We start from the raw sequence: 20,531 nt of genomic DNA, 5'->3' as shown, positions 1-20,531 counted from the left end.
TTTCTTATTCGCATAATTTGAAAAAACAAAGAAGAAATTTTTTACGCAAATAGTATAGTTTTAAATAGATTGGAATTGCACTTCCCACATCGCAAGCATGTTAATATTTCATCTACAACATAAAACGTGTTACCGCTGTTACCTGCTAAAAACAATCTTGCAGATAAACTATTAAGCGGGTGACTATTCCACCGAGATAGCGGCCTTTAACAAAGATTTAATACCTTTTTCTGCATCACATCAATCCTGGTATTACAAGTGCTTTAGAAATTGGCTCGGTATCAGAGATAATCGCACTTGTTGCAAATGAAGCAATCTGACCGGGTTTAAGACAGTCTATAATATTACTTCTGGTAGTAATAATGTAGTATCCGCTAGCATCATAATAGTTAACGTCAACGAACACTTTTCGCAAGGCTGACAGACCTGTATTCTTCAGAACAATATCGACGTGGCAACCTTGTTTAAGACTAATCTTTTGCTTTGTAACAATTAGTGGGATGCCCTTTGAGCGATAAAGAAGTATCGGTGTATTTTGCACACCGCAAGAGCACATCGAAAAAAGCAAAAGACAAATAATCAACTTCATTCAACAAATATAAAAAACCTCATACACCTAATAGCCGCTTTACTACTGGTTTTACTGCTGCTGCAATGTCATTAGCTAACGCTATGGTTGGGTGTGTACCATCGCTGTAATAGGTCGTATTAGTCGGTTCCAAAGCATTTGGCAAAACAGCTATGTCCACGATAGCGTCAGCAAACTGTCCCCATGTATTTCTCAATTTAGTATTTATATTACTGTCTAGTGATGCGGTAGTGTAAGCTGTACTAGGCAAAACAGTAAGTATTATAACTTTGTAACCTACCGATTGACACTGCTGACATATCGAAACTATGTTACTATACAAGCTGCCATTTAGGTCATTATGCCCAATCAACATACAAAATACGTTTGTCGTGGTTGGCTCTGCTTGTGTTAGAACCTCTGTAGCAAGTCTCGTTAAAATACCACTACTGCTTTCTCCGTTCAACGCTCGGTTTGAAAAACTTAGCAAATTATCAAGATAAAGGTCTTTATAGATATATTCCGGATAATTGCCATTGGACAGATTTGGCGCTGTAATGCTGTCACCTATGAATATTATTCGCTTCGGCTTTACCAGCCTGTACTTATCCAACAAATGAGTATTTACCCGTCTAACCTCCTGGATGGATAGCTTTCTATTATACACTATCACCCTTTGAATGCCTCCAATAAAGGGAAATTGGCAACCCGTACCTATACTGTGTTTGAGAGTAGGGTCAACGCCCCAGCTTGCTGTGCCCGCAAACGCATGAGAAGATGTTAATACGTCGAAAAAGATAAACTTCGTTGCATCAGCTTTCTTAACGGTCATGCAAAAAACCTCCCAGTTTGGTGAAATCACTGCCGGGATGTCCGTGTTTAGTTGAGCAGACTGGGGAACATAGCCACCCATGTATTTTGTTATCCCAGGTATAGTTGCTCCGCTGATGTAAGATGTAAATCCAAATCCATTTGAATTGTCGTTACCTTGATGAAATACACTTTGTATTCTTTCATCAGTATACTTACCACCCTGTTTTTTAATTAGGAAAATAGTGCATTCTAATGTGCCTTGTAGTAATGCTCCCGATAGCCATTGTGTACCGTCAAAAGTTGCGAATGGTTGGTTATTTGCACCTCCGTTCAACCTTAAAATTGGCTGGTTGGTGGTTGTCGCTTGCAGGCTTACGACAGCATTCACGCTGTCAGTTATTTGCGATATTTTTTTTGTGACATTATCATATTGGATATTTGCTAATACACCAAAGTCGAAATCGTGGACTAAGCTTGTGATGTCAGAAGGAAATGGAACACCGCCACTTGCCATTCCACTCTGATCCACCCATTGTGTGCTGTAGTCCGCATTGCTTAACTTGGAAAGAACCTGGCCTGCGCTGCCACCTATTGGAATACCCTGACCCGCGGGCCCTGTTGCTCCGGCTGTGCCTGACGGCCCGGCTGGGCCGCTGGCACCCGTGTCGCCTTTGTCTCCCTTTAGTCCTTGGGGGCCTTGTAAGCCAGTGTCGCCCTTTGGTCCTGCAGCGCCGGTTACTCCCGTGTCACCCTTGTCTCCTTTAGGTCCTGTTGCCCCGGCAGGTCCAACTGCACCCATTGGGCCGGGTTCTCCTTGTGCGCCATCCTCACCAATCATAGATGTTCCGGCGCCCCAAGTCCCTGCCGCTTTTGGGCCAAATAAGGTTAAAGTGCTGGTGTTAATGTAAAAATCCCCATCTGCCCCCGTGCTCAGGTTGGCAGGGTTGCTGGTTCCGCTTAATAATGTTTTGCCGTTAATACCTGCTACTCCAATATCACCCTTATCACCCTTTGGCCCTTGCGGTCCGGTTTGCATAGAAAACACCTGGCTCCAGCCGGTAAGGCTTTTCTGGTAAAATACACCGGTAAGCGTATTGATGTAGCTGTCACCGTTTTTGCCGGTTCCGCTGCCGGGGATTCCTGCGCCATACAGCAGGGTGCCGTCGGCGCCATTCGCTTCCGGCAGTTGGTAAACTATGCTCCAGGTACCGGCAAGTTTTTGCGCAAACCGCCCGGTGTTGGTCTGCAGGAACACGTCGCCATCTTTACCGGTAGAATTTTGCGGGAGAGCAGTACCGAATGCAATTGACGCACCTGCAAATAAGTTGCTGCTTAAATATTGCAGCAGCTGGGCCATAGTGAATTGGTAATCTACGCCGTTACGTACCAATAACGATATATCTGCCGCATTGAGTCCGGATGTTACCGGTAGTTCGCTTATTTTTTTATCTGTAGCCATTAGTTAAATAGTTCTGGTATGAGCGGATCAATGTTGTAGTCATCTTGCAGGAACAGGTCTGTTCTGTCTACCCCGCGTATGCGCGGCCCTGCCTGCCTTGCTGTTTTGTTCTTTTGGTTGTAATGCCATATCGGGAACTGTTCTTTGTGGTCCAGCAGGAAGCGTTCAACCTCGTTGGTGTAAGCATTTGCGGTACTGCGCTGCTGCTGTACCAACTTTACAACATCTTTGGCAGGTAAGGCGTCGGCATTATCGTAACGCTTAGTTACAGGGCCGGTAGCGGTATAATGTATCGCATCGGCTTCAATAAAGCGTGCAAAGGTGAAGTAAGCCAATACCGGCTGCAGGCCCTGATGCAGCACTATGTAGCCTTGTTCGTCCAGGTATTCGCTGCCATTCAGCAAGTCTTTATAATGCTGCGGGGTGCCCTCGCTAAGTGTGCCGTCTGCTTCCAGGTGTTTTATTAGATCATAGTACAAGGCATAACCTAAAAATGGTTTAAGGTCCAGTTCCTGCGCTTTTTGTATAAATACCTTAATGCGCTCGGGCTTTATATTGGCAGCTATGTCCTCGTAACGCTTCAGCGTGTCTGGGATAATAAGTGTGTTTTGTGTAGACATATTGTTATTGATTATGCGGGTTTACCATGGCTTCAGCTTCGCTTTGTTTTAAACCGTATGCGTGTACCAGGGTGGCAATTTTGCTGGCAGGTGAAAGAGTAGATAAGAGTAACTGGTTAATGGCCGATCCGGCCTTTAAGCCGATTGCATCATCGGCAACGTTGGTCGGTACGGGTATAATATTCCAGTTAGCAGCAGGGTTGATGTTGCTGTAGTAATTGGCGAATATGCTTTCAAGCGTTTCGCTCAGTTCGAGCCTGTCTGGCGCGGTGTTGTCGTTAAACTCGCGAATGGCTTCTTTCTTTTCGCTGCCGTTGCTTAAGCCGGATGATTTCTCGGCATTAACCAGTTCCTTGGGTACGGAGAAGCCTTTGATAATACGAGCCTCTACCGATCGTTCTGTTGTTTCGAAAAGCTTGTCATTATTTTGTATCGCATATGGCTGAAACTCTGGTTTGGAGCTTTCGTCTTCGTACTCTATTACAATTATTTTTTGCGCGCTTTTAGCACCCTGGAAACTGCTTAGGTCACGTTCTAATTGAGACGGCGTGTTACCTCCTCTGCCATTATCCGTGCTGTTATCTGCTTCTTCGCGGCGTGATTGCATGAACAGCATGGTTGATGGCAAAAAGCCTGTAGTCACTTCCCTGTTGTTGAAGGTTTTTATACCTGCTTCGGTCTCGAAATCTTCCCATACCGAATCTGCTTCTAACAGCGGGTAATCATCCACTTCGGGGTTAAAGTAAAACAGCTGCCCTTTGTATTTGCTCCAGCCACCTGCTGCAATCACCTGGCGCTTTATTACTTCTGCATCAGGGTTATAATTGTCCAGGAAGGTGATCTTGCTGCGCATGATGTGTTTCCAGGTGCGGCGGCCCCAGTCATTATAAACGGCAAACTTGCCCGCGGTTTGTGCATCATCGGTGTCGCCCATGCGGATGTCCTCAAACTTGACATAATTTACAGAAGCGATCTTGCAATTAGCGTTGTAGTTTACGTGAATGCCAAACCCGCAAAATAGTGCTTTATCAGTAGCTATTGCTTTTAACAATTTGGCCATCGTGAGCCCTTTGCTATTGATAACCTGTTTGCCCAGGGTAGCATCTTCAAAGCCGTTGCCGGCTATAAATTTTGCGCGTTTGTTCCAGCAGTCCTTTGCTGTGGGCGAGCGCGATACCAGCTCGAGCATACGCTGCGGATAGGCGTTATCCATATCGTAATTGAGGATGCCAAACGTTTGATTTGGCCTTACCACTATCCGCCGTTCTATTTGTGGAAGGAAAGTCTTCATTGTCCCGCCTTACCCCCTGAAGGGGGAGCAAAAGCTGATGTTTGCTCCATTTCTGTTTGATTTGATTTCATCTTAGATTTCTTTGCTGTTGATACTTCCCCTTCGGTAGGCAGTGGTATAAACAACTTTGCTATGTGCGGGAACCGTTGCAGGTACCATTTGGCTTCAGTATCCGTAAGGGTATCGTTGATATGCACTGCGGGCGAACTGGGTGCAAACTGGTGCCTGCCGGGTTTAAGTATGTATTTTTTCATGAGCCCTCCTTTTAAATTATTTGAGTAGGTATTAAAAGTCTCCCCATTCAGGGGGAGACTTAGAGGAGGTTAGACTGTAAGTGCCTCTATAGCAGCCAGGGTACTGGCGTAGGTAGCGGTTCCGTTATCCGGTGCTATGGAAATAGCGCGTGGAGGGTACGGTTCTTTAAGCTTGTCGGGATTGGTTAGCTTTATTTTGTAACCACCATCGAGTGTCTCGTCGGCTGCGTTGCGCTCAGCTTCGGTTACAATAAGGCCGTTTACAGCACCAAACAATTCAACGGCCGAATTGCCATCTTTATAGTTGTTTACTGCAATAGCCCGCACTCGACCATAGCCCATTGCCATTAGCTGTGCTTTTACCTCAACCGAAAGGCCGGCGATATTAAAATCGATCTCTTCGGTATAGCGCGGCCCAACCTGCGTTTTAGCAAGCTTGCTCATAGTGTTAAAGCTGTTGTTTGTACCCTCGAACTTGTAAATTTTTGCGCTGCCAACAGCGGTAAGGCCGGTTACAATAAGCGGATTTGCGGTATCATACGTAAGCGTTACATCTTCATCGTTGAAAATGTAGATAACATCCTCAATACCTGAGGTGATAGGAGAGTTGGTGCCCAGGCTAAACCCGGCGTTTATTTTATTGTAGATTGACATTATTAAGTGGTTAGCCCCCTAGCCCCCTGAAGGGGGAACTGAGAAGGGGCCGGTTAAGTGGAATAGTTAATTTTGCTCCCCCTTTAGGGGGTGGGGGTAAGCTGGAGGCTTACGCGCCCAGGTAGAAGAGTTCGTTGGCGAACTTAAAGTTTACGGCGGCTTTCATGCGGGCCTTCATGCGCACCACGTTATCGTTGGTGTAAGGCTTCATGTAAACGGTTGATAGTTCGGACATGTCGCCAAGCAGATCCACACCCAGGAACAGGTTTGATGAGCGCGCACCCAATATGGTGTTGGCCTGCCAGTGATTCATCAGCTGCAGCGGTACACCCAGGTAATCCATCTTTTTAGGATCGGTAAAGGCGTTCAACACGTTCACCGCTTTATCTGCCTGTGCCTGTGCGTAAGCATAGCCCACATGCAAAGGTATTTGCAAGTTGAAATCTTCCTGGCTGCGGTCAGCAGGGTCAAGCTGCGCGTAAATACTGGTAAGTACACCCAATACGTTGCTAGCGTTGATGAAGTTGATGGTGGCCGCGCTTGCTGCACCTTCAAAGATGGCAGGCTTACGGGTGTTTACTTCGTTATAGTTGCGCACCAGCTTAAAGGTAGTGGCACTCAGCACTTGTATGAAGTACGATTGCCCGCTAATAGCCACACCCGGGCCGCCATTGGTAATGTCTAATATGCCGCCGGTTACGCCTGTTATGGTTACCACATCGCCGTCCCTTAGAGCTGCTGTGCTGCTTACGGTAACAATGCCGGCAGAGTTGATGGCACTTGCAGCCACAGATGTGGCCGGTTTGCTCAGGCTTACTTTATAAGTGCCTGATGCATCTGCAATCGAAGGAAGCAAGCCTTTGAACTCTGCAGTAAAGGCGGCTTCTTTAGTGGCACCTTTGCCAAGCCAGTACAAACGCTCGTTGGCTATTTGTATTTTGGTGAGATAGCGCTGTACCATAAAGTCGCTAAGGTCCACTACGCCTTCATAGTCCTGGAAAGCGCCGGGTTTAAGTTGCTGGCTTTCCCATGATTGTACCAGCCTGTCCCATTGTTCCTGTTTCATGAATTCATACACCACTGGGTCCAGGTAGCTTTCGGTTTGTGTTGTGTTTGTTCCCTGGTCGGTAAACATGCCCTTAGGGTCTTGCAGTACCACGTCATCGTCTACATCAAGGATCACCTTGCGCGATTTTACATCGTTGATAACGGTGAGCAATCCGCGCTTAACGGAGTCGGCCTCCAGCAGCGTGCTTGCCATGAAACCCGCCAGCGCTTCGCCGGCGTAGGTGTTGTTTGTAAAAGTAAATTGAGCCATAGTTTAAGCCCCATGCTGAACATGGGAAGAGCCCCCCGCCCCCTAAAGGGGGAGCTTGATTGTTAAGTAACCTTGTAGGGATAGGTGTTGATTAGGTGATTAGGATTTAGGTTGAAAGTCTCTATCGGGCAATAGCTTTCTTTACCGCCTGCTGCGCCAGCGGACTTTGCGGAGCGAAAAAGGGCTGAGCTTCTGTTTTAGCCTTGTTGCTGCGTTTGGAGCCTTCGGGCGTAAAATCGCTTTTAACTTCATTGCGGATCTCTTCGCGGCTTTGTTTAAGGCGGTTGCCGGCATCTTCAAGTGCTGCCCGTGCTTCGTTTAAAAGAGCATTTTGCGCGTGTAGCCTTGCCTTAACTTCCTGTAAACGGTTTTGGATGTTTATCGGCTTCCGGGCTTCTTTAAACTTGTCGGCAGGCACGGTTTCTTCCTCATCTTCGTTAGTTGCTTCAGCGCCTTCAACAGGTGTTACTTTCTGCACCTTGCCCTGCTTAACCGCAAGCTGTTGCCCGTCGGCCGTGGTGTAAGTGTCGGTAATGGCAGGGGTGGTCATGTCTTCGTCCTGGTATACCTCGCAACCTTCTTCAAGTTCGCCGGTGTGGTGCAAGCATCCCTTATCGGTAATCGTTTGTTTGTTCACAACTTTCTTAAAGAAGTTCATGATCTTGTCCAGTACCGATGTTGTTTTCTCGATAAGTTCTCTGTTGTCTGTATTCATATTTGTGTTTTGAGTTAAAAGCTTATTAATGCAGCGCTGGTAAACGGCCGGAGCACTGTCGGTATACTTTTTTATTAGCGCACTGTTTATAATGGTTTCGCTGTAATCTTCAATGGCGTCTATAAAGCCAAGGTTTAGTGCCTGGTCGGCTGTCATCCAGGTAACGGAGTTGATAAGGCTGTTAATGGTAGCGCTATCCAGGCTGGTGCGGTCCATGTAGATCTGCGCCAGGCGCGATTGTACCACGTTGAGCATCTGGACATCTTTCAACAATTCATCGGCATTGCCACCGCTGCCTACCATAGGTTTGTGTATCATGAGCAGCGCGTATTTGCTCATTACTATCCGGCTGCCTGCCATGGCTACAACCGATGCCGCCGATGCTGCTAAAGCATCAATGTAGGTGGTTACGTTACCAGGATACTTCTTCAGCAGATCGTAAATGGCAATTGCGTCAAAAGCGCTGCCGCCAACCGAGCTGATGTGTACCTCTACATTGGCACCGGCAGCTGCATCCAGTTGTGTTTTAATGTATGCAGACGACAAGCTCCCGGAGCCTATGCAATCTGTTTCGTTGTCGTATAAATATATTTTCATTTGCTATTGGTTACGGTGTGATTAGTTGATGAATTCTATGCTGATTGGCATAATTGTCTGAAGCAGAATTAGAGAACTGGTCTGAATCAGAATTTACAAGATTAAAGAATTAGCAGAATTTTAGGAATCTCGTCTGAACTCGAATGAGAAGTATTGTTAAAATGGCAGAATTAGGCGCGATCTGTAATTCTTTCAATTTGGTGAATCCCGGTTCAGATAAAAAGAACACTACAAATATCGGTATTACTTCTGATTAAAGTGCTGACACTGTTTTGTCAGTAGAGCTGGTCTGAATTCGAATTAAAAGAATGTTTTGGAATTATCGAATTTTCATCCATTCTGTTGATTCTTAAATTCTATAAATTCAGGTTCAGAATGCTGAGGAGAACAATACAAATATCGGGATTACTTTTGATTAAAGTACTGACACTGTTTTGTCAGTGATGGTGGTCTGAACTCGAATTAGAAGAATTCTTTAAATTGGCAGAATTAGTGCATTCTATAATTCTTTAATTCCGAGAATTCTGATTCAGACATACTGATTCTGACAATTCAGGCAGTGAAGCTGTTCAGCGCGCGCCATACTGTTCGCTCGTCCTTGTCAAACTTTGTTGCGGCTTCTGACACAGCCTGGTTCTTGGTGATATGTCGTGTTTGTACCTGGGCGTGTACCCACAGGTAGATCTCGCGGTAAGTAAATACTTTTGCTGTTATGAACCCGGCCTTGTACATGGCCGAGAACACCCCCTGGTCGAACAAGGTGTTTGCTGTTTGTATGTTCATGAACCCCTCCCGTCCCCTAAAGGGGATGCTGTTGATAGTGTGATTAAATTATAGATCTATTTGTTAGCCCCAGCTCAGTTATCCTGTTCCCCCTTTAGGGGGTTAGGGGGTTTACAGATTCACCCTGTTAACCGTTTGTGCCAGTATATTCTGCTGGTTATTCACGTCCTTTACGTCGACGTATATAGGCGGGAAGTTGTTGATCATCTGGTAAGCCAGCGTGTTAGCCATTTCTTTAATGTCGTTTACGGGCTGGTTGTAGTAGCGGTTAGCGTTACCGCCATCGGTGTAAATACCACCAACAGCATAGCCATAGCTTGTATTCGGAACAGAGAAATCCCTGCCGCCGTGGGCAACGTTTATAGCACTCACCAGGTTACGCGCCCAAGGGTTACGCATCGCTTCGGAAACCACTACCGCTTCGCCGCTGCGCAGGTAAGCGTTGGTATCATCGGTACGGCTGTAACCAGGTAGGAGAGCACCACGGCCATCCGAGACAAAGCGACCGCCTTTTGCATATGCAGGTGGTTTTTGCGCCAGGATAGTGGCTACCTGCAACGCGGTGGACGCAATAATGCCTGGTATAACAAACGGTGCCAGTATACCTGTTTGTGAAGTGGCCTTGGTTATAGCCAGGGCGCCATTCACTACGGCCTGCAGTATGGAAGCTTTTTGCTCGGCCTTAAAGGCTTTTACCTTTTCCTCATTTTCTTTTTTCCTGTACTTGTCTTCTATTGCCTTGCGCTGGGTTGCGGTAAGATTCTTATTGTTCAGCTCTGCCGCCTTGTCTTTTTCCAAACCTTTGATCTTTGCATCACTGGACGACTTTATGTTGCTGCCGATGATAGAAAATGCCTTGTCGGCCACCTGCTGGGCTGTGTTGAGTGCAAATTCTTTCCGCTGCTGCTCGTAGCTGCGCGTAACATTTGTGAGGTCCTCCTGCTTTTTTTCCTCAAGTTCTTTTATCTTTTCGGCATTGCCGTTTGCCAATAGTATCTCGTAGTTGTACTTGTCTGTTATGAGTTGTTTTTCTGCCTCAAGCTTTTGGCCGGGGAGGATGGTTTTTTCAACCTTTTTTTTGTCTTTACTAATTATCTCCTGCAGGCGGTTTGCTTCTATTACATTATTAAGTTGCTCAAGGGCTTTATCCATATCGCCACCGGTAAAGTTCTTTACCATTGCCTCTATATGCTGATGGTACTTTTGCTGCAGGTCTTTACTCTGTTTATAGTACTCATCCTCAGAGATCAGTTTTTTTGAAAGCTGATCATTTAGCTGGTCAAGCTGCTGTTCATAAGCTTTTTTATCCTGCTCGGTCTGTAACACCAACTTCGGAGCAATAGCATCTGGTAGCAGTTCTTGACGTGAATACCTGGTTTTTTCTCGTTTGTTTTTGTTGCTGCTGTTGCTATTATTTTTGTTGTTCTTAACAGTTTTAACGGGTTCTTCCTGATAATTACCTGCGATAACTAACTCTGAAAGGGCTTTATTCCGTTTGGTCAGTATATCGCTATCCGTTTTTAAATCGGCCAGTTTCTTTATCAATTCATTACGCTTGAGATAAAGCCTATCAATTTTAGGTTCACTTGCAGTATCTTTCGATTCGGTACCTGCTGTTATGGTGCTTGAGCCTATTATAATCATATTCTGCAACTTCTTTTGTTGCTTTTCTGCTGCTTTTATTTGATCATCTATATTATGAAGCTCAGTAATTAATTGCGTTGATCGCTCGCTGTTACCAAGTTGCCTTTTTTGGTTGTTAACCATCAAGTCTTCTGCCGCCCTGGCACGCGCCGACGCAAGAATAGAAGAGGTCAGTTGATCATATGTTTTTTTTGCTTTCCCTGCTAAAATTTCTTCTGTTTTTAGGTTGCCGAATATAGCCGGATACTGATCTTGTAAATCTTTTACAATTCTTTTTCTTTTATCGAGTGAGATGTTTTGATCTTGCGATGCGTCATACAACAATTTAAGGTGAACCAATTCCTGTTGGGCATTGTTATTTCCTTGGATTCTAGCATCGTTTACAGCTTGTAGTATTAATTTCTGATCTTTCATAGCCTTGCCCAGGGCCGACAATGTTGTTTCACCTTTTATCATGTCGCTTATCCAATCGATTATGACACCACTGTATGCTGCAAGCAGCGTAATTCCCACCGATACCAGTCCATTCCACGATAGCAGGGAAGAGGCAAGCTCCTTTAATACGCTTTTGGGTTTTTGACCATTCTCTGCGAGCTGCTTATTTTGGTCGTTTAACTTTTTCATAGCTTCAACTACTTCCGGGAGTTTTTCTCCTACGGCCTGTAATCCGGCTTTTACTCCGTCGGCAAATGACGGCAGTTTACTGTTTAAACTGATCACCGAGTTTCTGAGATCATCGAGTGCCTGTTTGTACTCTTTCGCTTTTGTAATATCGTCGTTAGATATCGGATTTAAATTGTTGTCGTTTGTCATTGCTTATGTATTTAGTGCCAAATGGCATATTATTTTAAAATAAGTTCGTATGGTTGCCAAGATTTTTAGCACTTTCATTGCTGTAATTCTAGTATAATGAAATCTATCTTTTACATTACCTTACTATCCTGTTTTTTAGTGACGGCCTGCGGTAACCAAACAAAAAAAAATACCCGTGACCAGGTCAGTTCAGAAACAGGTGACGTTGATCCGAGGCCTGCAGACCAGGTGAAATTCCTTAACAAAGTACATGATAACTCTGCTTATGAAGTTACATCAAACGCGGCGATTAAAGATGCACACATAACGGCGTTCAATAAATATGCGTTAGACTCGTTAAAAGATTTTAAAAATTGGGAGTTTATCGTTAGCGAAATTAATGACAATACTTACGATGCAAATACTGTAAGCAAGTTACTCGGCTTTAATAACAATCCTGTTTATAATTTAAAACTGGTTGCCCCTATAACGATAGATAAAACCGTAGATAGCATAGCAATTGACAACCAGGTTAGATTTACTTACACTACTCTCAAGACCCCAAAAGGAGCTGAATTAAAAAAATATCTTTCGGTTATTAAAAATTTAAAGAAAGACGACACCGTAATAATTTCAGGTGCAATAACTCATTTGGATGAACATGGAAAAATAAACTTTTCAAATTTCTTTGACGACAACATGCCATGGGATGTTGACCTTATGCTTACAGATATACACAAAAAGTTAATAAAACAATAAAACCGGTTATTTGGATGGCTTGAGGTCCTTTAGATTGAAGTCTACCATCATATTTACGAAAGTATCGTTATCATTGAGCATACCGTTTTTCTGAAGAAGTACTTCGCCCGATGGTTGCGCTGAAATATTACCGCTAGTAATCACTTCATCATGTTTTTGCAGTTGCTTTGACTGATCTTTCAAGGGTCCTTGTTTATCAGGAATAATCTCCGGATCAGTATTTTACCAGATCTTTCTTTCCACTTTCTATGAATTCTTTTTGGCCCATCTCATTTGCCTTGATTTTTTAAACGGAATTAAGGGCTTTCACCTATTTGATGAAAGCTATTTCAATTCGGGCATTTTAGCGCTTGTGTACCTTGCCTCAGGTGGCGGGGTGCAGCTGTTTAATAAAAAAGCGGCGAATATGCAGGCGAAAAATTGTTTTAATGGAATGAAGGTTTGCTAATATTTTTGGTAAATATAAAAAGGTGATTTCAAAATCGCAACCGCGTTCCGCAAATATTTTTATTATTTGGTAACATATTTTCGCCGCACATCTCTTACCGAAAAGCAACATCATGATCGTTTTAAAATCTGACTACTTCAGCTCCCACGAACGCCTTACCCGTTTCATTAACGAGAACAAAATAAAGCGCGAAGATATATTGGTAATTACCCAGGCACCAAGCATGTACACCATCTTCTTTTATGGCGATGATGCTGTTAAAGAGATTACACACGGGTTGTTCTCCTAAACCACCCGAAAATCCTCAAACCCCCTCTAAATCTCCCCCTGAAAGGGGAGACTTAAAAAAATATTCTCAAGGCCCTCCCTTTCAGGGGAGGGTTTGGGTGGGTTAGTGGACTACAACCTTACCAGCTCAACCTTTACCGGCTGGCCTTTGCGCCAGCTGTCTATTTTGTTGATGTAGTAGTATGCGCTATCCTGCTCCAGGTAAACAGGGATAAGCAGGTCAAGCTCCAGTATGTCGCGGGGAGAGAGCATAAAGTAGCGTACTACCTTTTTGGTCTGTTGCAGTATCTTCTCTAATTCCGGATAGTACTGTTTACGCAGGTATTCCCAATCCAGGCTTTCTGCTGCGCCATCTTTAGCAAAATAGGGGATAGCTATGGTGCTGTTAACCGCCCGCTCGTTTGTTCCGTCGGTAAAAGTGATTTGCTTGCCGGTATCTAAAAGATTGAGCGTATCATTAATGAGCAGGCGTGGCTGGGTACTGACAGAAAAATCAATTGCATCCTCCTCGGTACTTCGGTCAACTTTTAAAATCTGCGCGATGGTACCATTTACATAAGGGCGGTTTAGGGTAGGGGCAAACTGGCTTTCTACCAGGTCGGCCGTTGCAGCCAGCGTCTTATCATTAACAGTTATCTTTGTATTACCGAAGCCTTTGGGCTTAATGCTGTCGTCTTCTTTTTGTTTCAGGTAATTCTCCTGCGCGTAACTGCCTAGCTGAAAGTTGATAGCTTTACCCTGATCTATGCACTTGCGTGTCCAATCCCGGGCAACCGGTATGTTATTTACAATGTCCCTGAAAGAAGCGAATGTTATTGTCCGTGCAGCGTTATCAGTTTGGCAGATTATGCCAAACCGCTGCAGGGTGTCCTTCAGGAGGTCTTTAAGAGAAAGATCCGGAAAAATACGTTCGCATTGAATTGTTTGGCCCAGCAGCACCTCTTCGCGCTTTGTCTCTATCTTGAAAGTGGCACCCGCTTGTATCTCCGAATACAGGTCACGCGCTGCCCGGTGGTTTACTTCATACCGCACCTTTAAGCTTTCGCCGGCAAGCAGCTCAACATCAGCAGACAACTTTTGGTTGGTAAAGGTTTTGACGGCAATACCTCTTTGAAAAAAGGATGTTATCTGCGCGTAGCTGTTTACTAATTGTGCATCATTATCAAGTGTGTGGGTTATGCGGTCCAATTTTGTTGGGTTGCCGTGTACATCGTAATACTCAAAGTAAATGTGCGCTTTGGCACCGCCATCATCCAAAGTGATTTTGCCGGCAAGTGTTAGCGAATACGTAAAGCTGGCAGTAAACGCCACACGTGCTTTTGCTACATAAGCATTGCTCTTAAAAGAATTCGAACTATCGTTTATTACCGTGTTAAGGCGCATATCTTCTTCATATGCATCGTTAGTGTGCACATACTTAGCCGCGTTGGTAACCTCTATCCCAAGGTCGTCGGTAGTGTTCTGGTAGTTGGTGCCATGGCTGAAATTGTCGTTTGCAAACTGCACAATAAGCTTTTGATATAAAGGCTGCTTCAACAAAAAGGAATCGGGGTTTATGCGGTAACCTGCTTGTTTGGCTATGAGTTCTACCATGGTCTTCAGGAAAAATCCGGGACGCATCTGCCGAATGTCAATCTTCAACGGCTGATCGGTAGGGTAAGTTATAGTGCCATAATCTATTACCGGCCATATCCAGCCTTCGTTTTTATTTTGAGATGCCACTACATTATCCACAGTGTAGGCATGGTCAAAGTACTTGAGCAGGCCTTGTTTACCAATAGTAGTTTCTGCGTCGCCCATGTCATATATCTTAGCATCCAGCGTGTCAAAAAAGTCTACGTTGCCGCTCAGTACTGTTATAGCCGCGCCATCCTGCTCTATACCATTTAGCACTGCAATACCATTGGGTATTATCTCCAAACCATCCTGTACTATTTTTGCCGGGTAGTTGTCATAAGGTGCTTTACCACAAAATGCAACATCATCCGGGAAGCCCAGTATACGCCTGTTGCGTTGTGTAAGGGGCAGCTTAAACTGGTTACTTGTATTGCCTTGCTGGTTTTTGACCTCGGCCAGATTGTTTATCTGGAATGTGAGCGCGATAGGGCTATCATCCGCCAGATCCATTAGCTCGTTATCGATATAAAGTTGCATGTTGGTGAGTTTGAGCCCCGCCCAAACCCTTCCCTGAAAGGGAGGGTTAAAAATTTTAAGTCTCCACTTTCAGGGGGAGTTTTAGAGGGGGCTATTGGTTGGGGCTATTGCGTTTGTATATTAATTGCCGGCAGATTAAAGGTTACACTAAATGGCGCCCGACCGTTGCGCGTTTCGTACTCGCTGTATGTAGCTGTGTTAATCACAACGGTTTGCCATTTTACCGGGTTGCGGTTCACCAGCATTTGCACTTTTGGTGAGTATTTAATGGATTGAAGTCCCTTGATGTCGGCTACGGATAGATCCTCGGCAACAACCTTCATTTTTTGACCTGCCGACTTACTGATCACTTCTTCAATACCCTGCTGGTTCTCCCAGTCGTGCACAAAGTTTTTGATGATTACGGCATTCTGTACATCCAGCGTTACTTCCTGATTGAAAACAAAACGGTAGTAGTTCCAACTGCCCGAGAGGCCTATCCAGCGCAGGTAAACAACGCTGTCGTCCACAGCATCATCCACCCGTATGGTTTGAGTTTGCGTAACGGTATGAACTACATTGTTATCATTGTACTTAAGTGCCAGGTTAATGTAGTAAACCTCGGACGGCAAATTGGTGTTTATAAGCAGCCTGTTGAGACCGAGCTGATCGGGTACCGGAATGTTACCGAAACCCTGCGTTGCAATTACCAGCCTGCCGCCGTCCTGGTTCAGCAGCCACGATCCATCTTCATTTAGCAGCCCAACCTGGTTTTCGCCGCCCTGGATAGGTTGCCGGTTAATATCCAGCAGGGTAAATTCGCAATATAGCTGGCGGCCCAATAGGTCTTCGCTGTATATAAAGCCAATATCAAACGGGTAGCCGTTCCTACAGGCGGGCTCGGCGAAGTCGGTTATCCACCTGGCTTTAGCTACCCCGTCGGGCAGCGACGCAAACGGCACATAAGCTGCCAGGTTACCACCGTAACGTTCTCCCAGTTGTTTAGCCGCGTACAGCACGTAGTAGTTGTGGTCTAACGATACAAATACCGGCTCTTTGGTTGTGCCGTTCTCGTCCCAAACTTCGGCATAGGCTATGGAATAGCTGGCACTTAAGTTATCGTCTCTGAAGTTAGGCAGGCTGTAATCGCTTTCGTCAGCCGGCTGTACAAGGCTTTGCAAAAAGCTGGAGAGATCAGCTTTTACCAGCCCGGTTACATCGGGGCGATTGGTTGATGTTATGGTTTTCTGCCGACCATCGCTATCAAAATAACTTATCCGGGTAACTATGTTATAATAGGGCCTAAGCTTATTGATATTGATAAAGCCGCTGATAGGTTCATCGGTATGTATGGGCGGAGTTTTTATGATGAGATTGTAAACGTCTTCGGCGCGATCAACATCATATATACCCTTGTAAGTGGTACTGTTGATGTACACCTTGTCGCCGGTGGATAGTACCGGGTTGCCCGTTGCGGGATCGTTCAGCGAGGCATTTATCCTGAGTTTGGCATATCCGGTAAGTGTATCTGTAGTGGATGAATGGATGCCAAAATCCTTACGCTGATAAGTGAATACAATAGAGTTGAACGCGGCATTCCATCTTGAGATTTTACCGCCCGGTAAACTCACGGACGGATCGGCCACGAGCAGCCCCGTTACAGTGCCAAGCAATACACTGTATCCGGCCAGGCAACCATTACTATCCCGCGCGTAAATAGGTATTATGCCACCTGTGAGGCCGCCAAATGTTGGAGACGATTGGAAGTTTACGTTGTCGGTACTGTATTCTATTAACCCGTTGCTGCTGGTAGCAAATGCCGTTATCTGCCCGTCGTTAGCGCCAACGGCACTCTCCAGCTTGTCTACATTTACATGGCTGATCTGGAGGTCGCAAACGGCAACCGGTGGCGGCATGGTTACCTCTTCGTGGCTGAGTATGGTAAAACTGCTGTAGTGGTAGTTTTGCGGATTGATGTTGCTTATACGGCCGGTGTAAATTGCCTTCCCCTGCCCGGAAATGAGGATAGTGTAAGTGTTTGATACACCATCCAGGTTTACCTGGTAAGTGACCTGCATGTTGTTACCATTGGCGGGCTGACCGGTAGCCGCGTCAATCAGCCTGATGTATACCTGCCCGTTAGTTTCGGTACCGTTTACATAGGTGTTGGTATAGTCAATAATAGGGATAATATTCATTGTGAAAGTTTTAAGCCGGATAGGTATCGTAATACATGGTGTTAAGCGTTATGGTAAGCCCAACGCCGGTGGTATTGGTGTCGAACTTATTGTAAACGGGTACGCACTTGGCCTTTTCGCCAGCCTTGATACGGAAGTAACGGCCATCGCCATCGCGGTACCTGGCAGCTTTCACCACAAAGTCGCCTGCCATCCGCAGCGCCTGCTGCACGTAGGTTTCGTTTTCTGCTGTATATTGGCCAAACTCTGTTTGGTACAGGAACTCGAGGTATATGGTGAACACATTATCTACCGAGCCATTTACCTGCGGCGACAGCAATATTGGTTGCAGCGGGTACAGCATTACACATGGGAAGGCTGCGTTATCGGCAAGGTTATTCAGTTCTTTTTCGGTGCCGTACAAAAATGACGGCGAGGTGCTTAAGCTTTGCACCACAGCTTCAATTTGGTTTCTCATAGAGCCCCCTAACCCCCTGAAGGGGGAATTTTAATGGTTTTAGTAAATAAATCTTGTTTAGCCCCCATCCCTGAAGGGGGGAGTTATCGGTTTTATGATTAGATTGTCAATCTCCTGTTCCCCCTTCAGGGGGCTAGGGGGTTTGAGTTTGAATCTCCATGTACCGTTTCTGGTACTCAGCTTCTGTTTTGTTGAGGAGAAGTTTGGTGAGGATGCGTTCGTATGGCATGGCCATTACCTGGCTCCATTTGGTTATGTCGCCCACGGCGAGGGCGTTTACCGTATTGATGTACTTAAAACGTTCGAAAGCCCCGATACCAGCACGTTTTTCAAGAGCTGTAGCAGGCGAGGCCAAAAGTCGGTTTTCGGTTTCGACAAGTCCGGATACGAGGTAAAAAAATGCTTTGCGATGGGCAGTGCCTCCGTTACCCAAAGCTTTTTAACAACGTTTAAAAATTCTGCGGCGGCATACTCATCGTAAGGCAAACCAGTTACACGGGTAAAGAAGTATTGCGCCAGCAATTTGGCGCACGCAAGTAACGACGGCTTAAAGGTTTCCTGCCAGTTGTCTTCTCCGTTTTGTTTAATGTGTGCGGCAATCTCATCGGCAATAATGTCCCGCGCAGCCATGAAAGCACCCGCAGGCTCTACCGAAAGGTTGTTTATCACGCTTACTTTTACAGGTTTGCCGTCTATAGTAACGGTTACCGATGTCGGTACCTTCTCGCTGTTGTACAAGTTTTTTATCTCGTTGGAGAGGGTCAGCACACCGTCGGCAAATTGGGTGAAATCATTAGCATCCGCTACGTTTTGCAAGTCAGCCACGGAGACGCCCGAAAGTATGCTGATGGCATCGAGGTCGGTCATGTCTTTTGCTTCCTGCAGGTCTATCATCTGCCCTAAGGAGACTTCATTCAGCTGAGTAGGGATGCTGAGCTTCAGCCTTCCCTGCGTTGTTTTAAGTGTTCTTTCTATCATGTTGTTATTATTTGATTTTAGAGGATCAGATGCCGAGCATTTCGTCCAACAGGTCCCGTTCGGTTGTTTGCGGAGCAGTTGCCGGCAGCTTACTGGTGGCCGGCTTTATGTTACCCGCTTTTAGCTTGTGCAGGGCTACGTAGCGCAGCGGATCTATCAAGTGGTTGCAGGTATCAATAGGCTGGTTAGTGGTTTTACCGCTGTGGTTCACCTTCCATTTGTAGCGTTCCAGTTCTTTGCGCAGGTTAACGCTGTCAGCGGTTACGTTTATGTGGTAGCGTTTAAGTATGTCTATGGAGTTGTTTACGCTGTCGGCACCTTTTTTTGCAGGGGTAATAAACCAGCCCAGGCGCCTTAGTTCTTCAATAGACTTCGGTTCGGCGCTGTCGGCAATTATCTCTATGTTCTTGCTCATGCCCAGTTGTTGCAGTTTTCGGGATAAGTCGGTATTGGTGAGTCCCGTTTCGTAAAGCAACTCACGTACCCATAGTTCGCCGTTTTGCCGGTACACCAGCAGGCAGCCGGTTTCGTCATTACTAAAGCCAAAATCCAGCCCGGCTGCAAGCAGTGTTGCTTGGTGCGGTATGGCTTCGCAAAGGTGCCAGTTGCTGAACACCAGCCCGGTTATTTTGCCGGTGAGCCCGCGGGCGTATACCCGCCAAAGCTGCTGGTCTTCTTCTTTCAGCTTTTCTATTTTATTACGCTGTGCCTCAGTAATAAACGGGTTGTGCCTGTGGTCGGATATGAACATTTGCACGCCCCGCCGCCCCATGAGCTTCTCATGCGCCCAAAAGCTGGTGTTGGGGTTGTAGTCTATAAATACCCGCTTGCGGGTACGCAGGGCCAGTTCTGTATAGATAAGCCAGCTTATTCCGTTTGCTTCGTTGATAAACAGGTAATCGCGTTTACCGGATTTCGCATCTTGTGCATTGGCGTAACTCTTGTATTCAATTATGCTGCCGTTATTAAACTCAAACAGGTGATCGCTGCGGTTGTAGTTCTTGATTGCAGCCTGCATTGCGGCGGAGGAATTTTGTATTTCGATAGCATCTCGTATGGCACCCGATTTAAGGTGCGGCATGTCCTGTCCGGCAATGGTAATTATTAGCTTTTCCGACGCGGCAAGTGAGAATAGTACCTGTGTAATGGCGTAGGTTTTACCGGAGCTGGTGCCACCCTGGTTAATCACAACATCTGCCGTAGCGTAATAGTTGTGTTTAAATAAAAGGCTTGTTTTCATAATGGTTTAGGTTGTTTGGTTTGACGTGGGCTAGAGATTTACATCGCTACATCCTTTTCAGAAGGCGCTATGGCCGGGCCTGCATCAACAATTTCTATGCGCAGCTTTTTGGTGGCCTGGCTTTGTTTAAGGGCGCTCTTGTCTGTCCACCCCAGGGTTTTCAGAACGAAGATGGCACCTGTGGGTGCTTGCTGCAAAACGCGTTTTTCATACTCCAGTTCTACACGCAGGCGGGCCCGTCTGAGTAGTTTTTTATACCGGCCCTTTACCTCGTACTTTTCAAACTCTTCTTTACTGGTAAAGCCCATATACAGGGCCAGTCCGGTTAGCAGGGCAGGTTCGGGCTTACGGTCCCACACGATTATTTCGGCGGGTTGTGCTTTCTTGTTATCGGTTGTTGTTTCGGGTTTTTCTATATGGTACTGGCCCTGTATATAACGGAAGTATTCGTCAATGCGCTCGGCGCACTGCTTTACAGTATAGAAGTATTTCATGCTGGATTTTAGTTTATGTAAGAGATGC

The 20,531-nt window shown here is 45.7% G+C and carries 20 protein-coding genes; 2 read left to right on the top strand and 18 right to left on the bottom strand.

Features of this window, described 5'->3' with window-relative positions:
* Positions 1 to 235: 235 nt before the first annotated feature.
* The 10 genes from DYU05_RS21500 to DYU05_RS08900 form a co-directional block, all read right to left on the bottom strand.
* On the bottom strand, positions 236 to 556 hold the full coding sequence (locus DYU05_RS21500) for an FxLYD domain-containing protein (RefSeq protein ID WP_394339610.1): 321 nt from the start codon (positions 554 to 556) through the stop codon (positions 236 to 238).
* A gap of 52 nt (positions 557 to 608) precedes the next feature.
* Entirely contained in the window at positions 609 to 2,840 is a 2,232-nt protein-coding gene (locus DYU05_RS08940; protein WP_117382603.1) for an SGNH/GDSL hydrolase family protein, read from the bottom strand.
* Positions 2,840 to 3,460: a DUF6712 family protein gene (locus DYU05_RS08935; protein ID WP_117382602.1), complete on the bottom strand. Its 621-nt coding sequence runs from the start codon at positions 3,458 to 3,460 to the stop codon at positions 2,840 to 2,842. The genes DYU05_RS08940 and DYU05_RS08935 overlap by 1 nt, the downstream gene beginning before the upstream one ends.
* Positions 3,461 to 3,464: 4 nt before the next feature.
* On the bottom strand, positions 3,465 to 4,751 hold the full coding sequence (locus DYU05_RS08930) for a hypothetical protein (RefSeq protein ID WP_117382601.1): 1,287 nt from the start codon (positions 4,749 to 4,751) through the stop codon (positions 3,465 to 3,467).
* A complete protein-coding gene (locus DYU05_RS08925) occupies positions 4,748 to 5,005 on the bottom strand; it encodes a hypothetical protein (protein ID WP_117382600.1) in 258 nt (85 codons plus the stop codon). The genes DYU05_RS08930 and DYU05_RS08925 overlap by 4 nt, the downstream gene beginning before the upstream one ends.
* Positions 5,006 to 5,074: 69 nt before the next feature.
* The gene (locus DYU05_RS08920) at positions 5,075 to 5,659 is read right to left on the bottom strand and encodes a hypothetical protein (RefSeq protein ID WP_117382599.1); all 585 of its coding nucleotides are present in this window, start codon (positions 5,657 to 5,659) and stop codon (positions 5,075 to 5,077) included.
* A 109-nt stretch (positions 5,660 to 5,768) separates the two neighbouring features.
* Positions 5,769 to 6,977 (bottom strand): hypothetical protein, encoded by a 1,209-nt coding sequence (locus DYU05_RS08915; RefSeq protein WP_117382598.1) that lies wholly within the window; start codon positions 6,975 to 6,977, stop codon positions 5,769 to 5,771.
* Between the two features lie 121 nt (positions 6,978 to 7,098).
* Positions 7,099 to 8,289, bottom strand: a complete 1,191-nt coding sequence (locus tag DYU05_RS08910) for a head maturation protease, ClpP-related (RefSeq protein WP_117382597.1) — start codon at positions 8,287 to 8,289, stop codon at positions 7,099 to 7,101.
* Between the two features lie 552 nt (positions 8,290 to 8,841).
* Entirely contained in the window at positions 8,842 to 9,072 is a 231-nt protein-coding gene (locus DYU05_RS08905; RefSeq protein ID WP_117382596.1) for a hypothetical protein, read from the bottom strand.
* A 111-nt stretch (positions 9,073 to 9,183) separates the two neighbouring features.
* A complete protein-coding gene (locus tag DYU05_RS08900) occupies positions 9,184 to 11,529 on the bottom strand; it encodes a hypothetical protein (protein WP_117382595.1) in 2,346 nt (781 codons plus the stop codon).
* 96 nt (positions 11,530 to 11,625) lie between these two features.
* On the opposite strand from DYU05_RS08900, the gene DYU05_RS08895 reads away from it, so the two are divergent.
* Entirely contained in the window at positions 11,626 to 12,267 is a 642-nt protein-coding gene (locus DYU05_RS08895; RefSeq protein ID WP_117382594.1) for a hypothetical protein, read from the top strand.
* A gap of 6 nt (positions 12,268 to 12,273) precedes the next feature.
* On the opposite strand, the gene DYU05_RS21095 is transcribed toward DYU05_RS08895, so the two are convergent.
* Positions 12,274 to 12,450: a hypothetical protein gene (locus DYU05_RS21095; RefSeq protein WP_165852030.1), complete on the bottom strand. Its 177-nt coding sequence runs from the start codon at positions 12,448 to 12,450 to the stop codon at positions 12,274 to 12,276.
* Positions 12,451 to 12,827: 377 nt separating this feature from the next.
* On the opposite strand from DYU05_RS21095, the gene DYU05_RS21090 reads away from it, so the two are divergent.
* Positions 12,828 to 13,004: a hypothetical protein gene (locus DYU05_RS21090; protein WP_165852029.1), complete on the top strand. Its 177-nt coding sequence runs from the start codon at positions 12,828 to 12,830 to the stop codon at positions 13,002 to 13,004.
* 110 nt (positions 13,005 to 13,114) lie between these two features.
* On the opposite strand, the gene DYU05_RS08885 is transcribed toward DYU05_RS21090, so the two are convergent.
* The 7 genes from DYU05_RS08885 to DYU05_RS08860 form a co-directional block, all read right to left on the bottom strand.
* The gene (locus DYU05_RS08885; protein WP_117382592.1) at positions 13,115 to 15,157 is read right to left on the bottom strand and encodes a hypothetical protein; all 2,043 of its coding nucleotides are present in this window, start codon (positions 15,155 to 15,157) and stop codon (positions 13,115 to 13,117) included.
* Positions 15,158 to 15,261: 104 nt separating this feature from the next.
* On the bottom strand, positions 15,262 to 17,334 hold the full coding sequence (locus tag DYU05_RS08880; protein WP_117382591.1) for a hypothetical protein: 2,073 nt from the start codon (positions 17,332 to 17,334) through the stop codon (positions 15,262 to 15,264).
* Positions 17,335 to 17,344: 10 nt separating this feature from the next.
* Positions 17,345 to 17,791 carry a hypothetical protein gene (locus DYU05_RS08875; RefSeq protein WP_117382590.1) on the bottom strand — a complete coding sequence of 149 codons (447 nt, stop codon included), beginning with the start codon at positions 17,789 to 17,791 and terminating at the stop codon, positions 17,345 to 17,347.
* Positions 17,792 to 17,924: 133 nt separating this feature from the next.
* Positions 17,925 to 18,056, bottom strand: coding sequence for a hypothetical protein (locus DYU05_RS21420; protein WP_262511254.1), 132 nt, complete (start codon positions 18,054 to 18,056; stop codon positions 17,925 to 17,927).
* A gap of 11 nt (positions 18,057 to 18,067) precedes the next feature.
* A complete protein-coding gene (locus tag DYU05_RS08870) occupies positions 18,068 to 18,769 on the bottom strand; it encodes a hypothetical protein (protein ID WP_117382589.1) in 702 nt (233 codons plus the stop codon).
* A gap of 25 nt (positions 18,770 to 18,794) precedes the next feature.
* A complete protein-coding gene (locus tag DYU05_RS08865) occupies positions 18,795 to 20,009 on the bottom strand; it encodes a terminase large subunit (protein WP_117382588.1) in 1,215 nt (404 codons plus the stop codon).
* A gap of 38 nt (positions 20,010 to 20,047) precedes the next feature.
* Positions 20,048 to 20,503 (bottom strand): terminase small subunit, encoded by a 456-nt coding sequence (locus DYU05_RS08860; protein WP_117382587.1) that lies wholly within the window; start codon positions 20,501 to 20,503, stop codon positions 20,048 to 20,050.
* Positions 20,504 to 20,531 lie beyond the last annotated feature (28 nt).

Origin of the sequence: Mucilaginibacter terrenus (genome assembly GCF_003432065.1) — a bacterium.
Classification (GTDB): domain Bacteria; phylum Bacteroidota; class Bacteroidia; order Sphingobacteriales; family Sphingobacteriaceae; genus Mucilaginibacter; species Mucilaginibacter terrenus.
The sequence above is the reverse complement of the archived record's forward strand: the minus strand, read 5'-3'. Positions and strand labels throughout refer to the sequence as shown.

Excerpts from the sequence above, each read along its gene's own strand:
- DYU05_RS21500 (WP_394339610.1), bottom strand. The coding sequence starts at position 556 with ATGTGCTCTTGCGGTGTGCAAAATACACCGATACTTCTTTATCGCTCA.
- DYU05_RS08940 (WP_117382603.1), bottom strand. The coding sequence starts at position 2,840 with ATGGCTACAGATAAAAAAATAAGCGAACTACCGGTAACATCCGGACTC.
- DYU05_RS08935 (WP_117382602.1), bottom strand. The coding sequence starts at position 3,460 with ATGTCTACACAAAACACACTTATTATCCCAGACACGCTGAAGCGTTAC.
- DYU05_RS08930 (WP_117382601.1), bottom strand. The coding sequence starts at position 4,751 with ATGAAGACTTTCCTTCCACAAATAGAACGGCGGATAGTGGTAAGGCCA.
- DYU05_RS08925 (WP_117382600.1), bottom strand. The coding sequence starts at position 5,005 with ATGAAAAAATACATACTTAAACCCGGCAGGCACCAGTTTGCACCCAGT.
- DYU05_RS08920 (WP_117382599.1), bottom strand. The coding sequence starts at position 5,659 with ATGTCAATCTACAATAAAATAAACGCCGGGTTTAGCCTGGGCACCAAC.
- DYU05_RS08915 (WP_117382598.1), bottom strand. The coding sequence starts at position 6,977 with ATGGCTCAATTTACTTTTACAAACAACACCTACGCCGGCGAAGCGCTG.
- DYU05_RS08910 (WP_117382597.1), bottom strand. The coding sequence starts at position 8,289 with ATGAAAATATATTTATACGACAACGAAACAGATTGCATAGGCTCCGGG.
- DYU05_RS08905 (WP_117382596.1), bottom strand. The coding sequence starts at position 9,072 with ATGAACATACAAACAGCAAACACCTTGTTCGACCAGGGGGTGTTCTCG.
- DYU05_RS08900 (WP_117382595.1), bottom strand. The coding sequence starts at position 11,529 with ATGACAAACGACAACAATTTAAATCCGATATCTAACGACGATATTACA.
- DYU05_RS08895 (WP_117382594.1), top strand. The coding sequence starts at position 11,626 with ATGAAATCTATCTTTTACATTACCTTACTATCCTGTTTTTTAGTGACG.
- DYU05_RS21090 (WP_165852029.1), top strand. The coding sequence starts at position 12,828 with ATGATCGTTTTAAAATCTGACTACTTCAGCTCCCACGAACGCCTTACC.
- DYU05_RS08885 (WP_117382592.1), bottom strand. The coding sequence starts at position 15,157 with ATGCAACTTTATATCGATAACGAGCTAATGGATCTGGCGGATGATAGC.
- DYU05_RS08880 (WP_117382591.1), bottom strand. The coding sequence starts at position 17,334 with ATGAATATTATCCCTATTATTGACTATACCAACACCTATGTAAACGGT.
- DYU05_RS08875 (WP_117382590.1), bottom strand. The coding sequence starts at position 17,791 with ATGAGAAACCAAATTGAAGCTGTGGTGCAAAGCTTAAGCACCTCGCCG.
- DYU05_RS08870 (WP_117382589.1), bottom strand. The coding sequence starts at position 18,769 with ATGATAGAAAGAACACTTAAAACAACGCAGGGAAGGCTGAAGCTCAGC.
- DYU05_RS08865 (WP_117382588.1), bottom strand. The coding sequence starts at position 20,009 with ATGAAAACAAGCCTTTTATTTAAACACAACTATTACGCTACGGCAGAT.
- DYU05_RS08860 (WP_117382587.1), bottom strand. The coding sequence starts at position 20,503 with ATGAAATACTTCTATACTGTAAAGCAGTGCGCCGAGCGCATTGACGAA.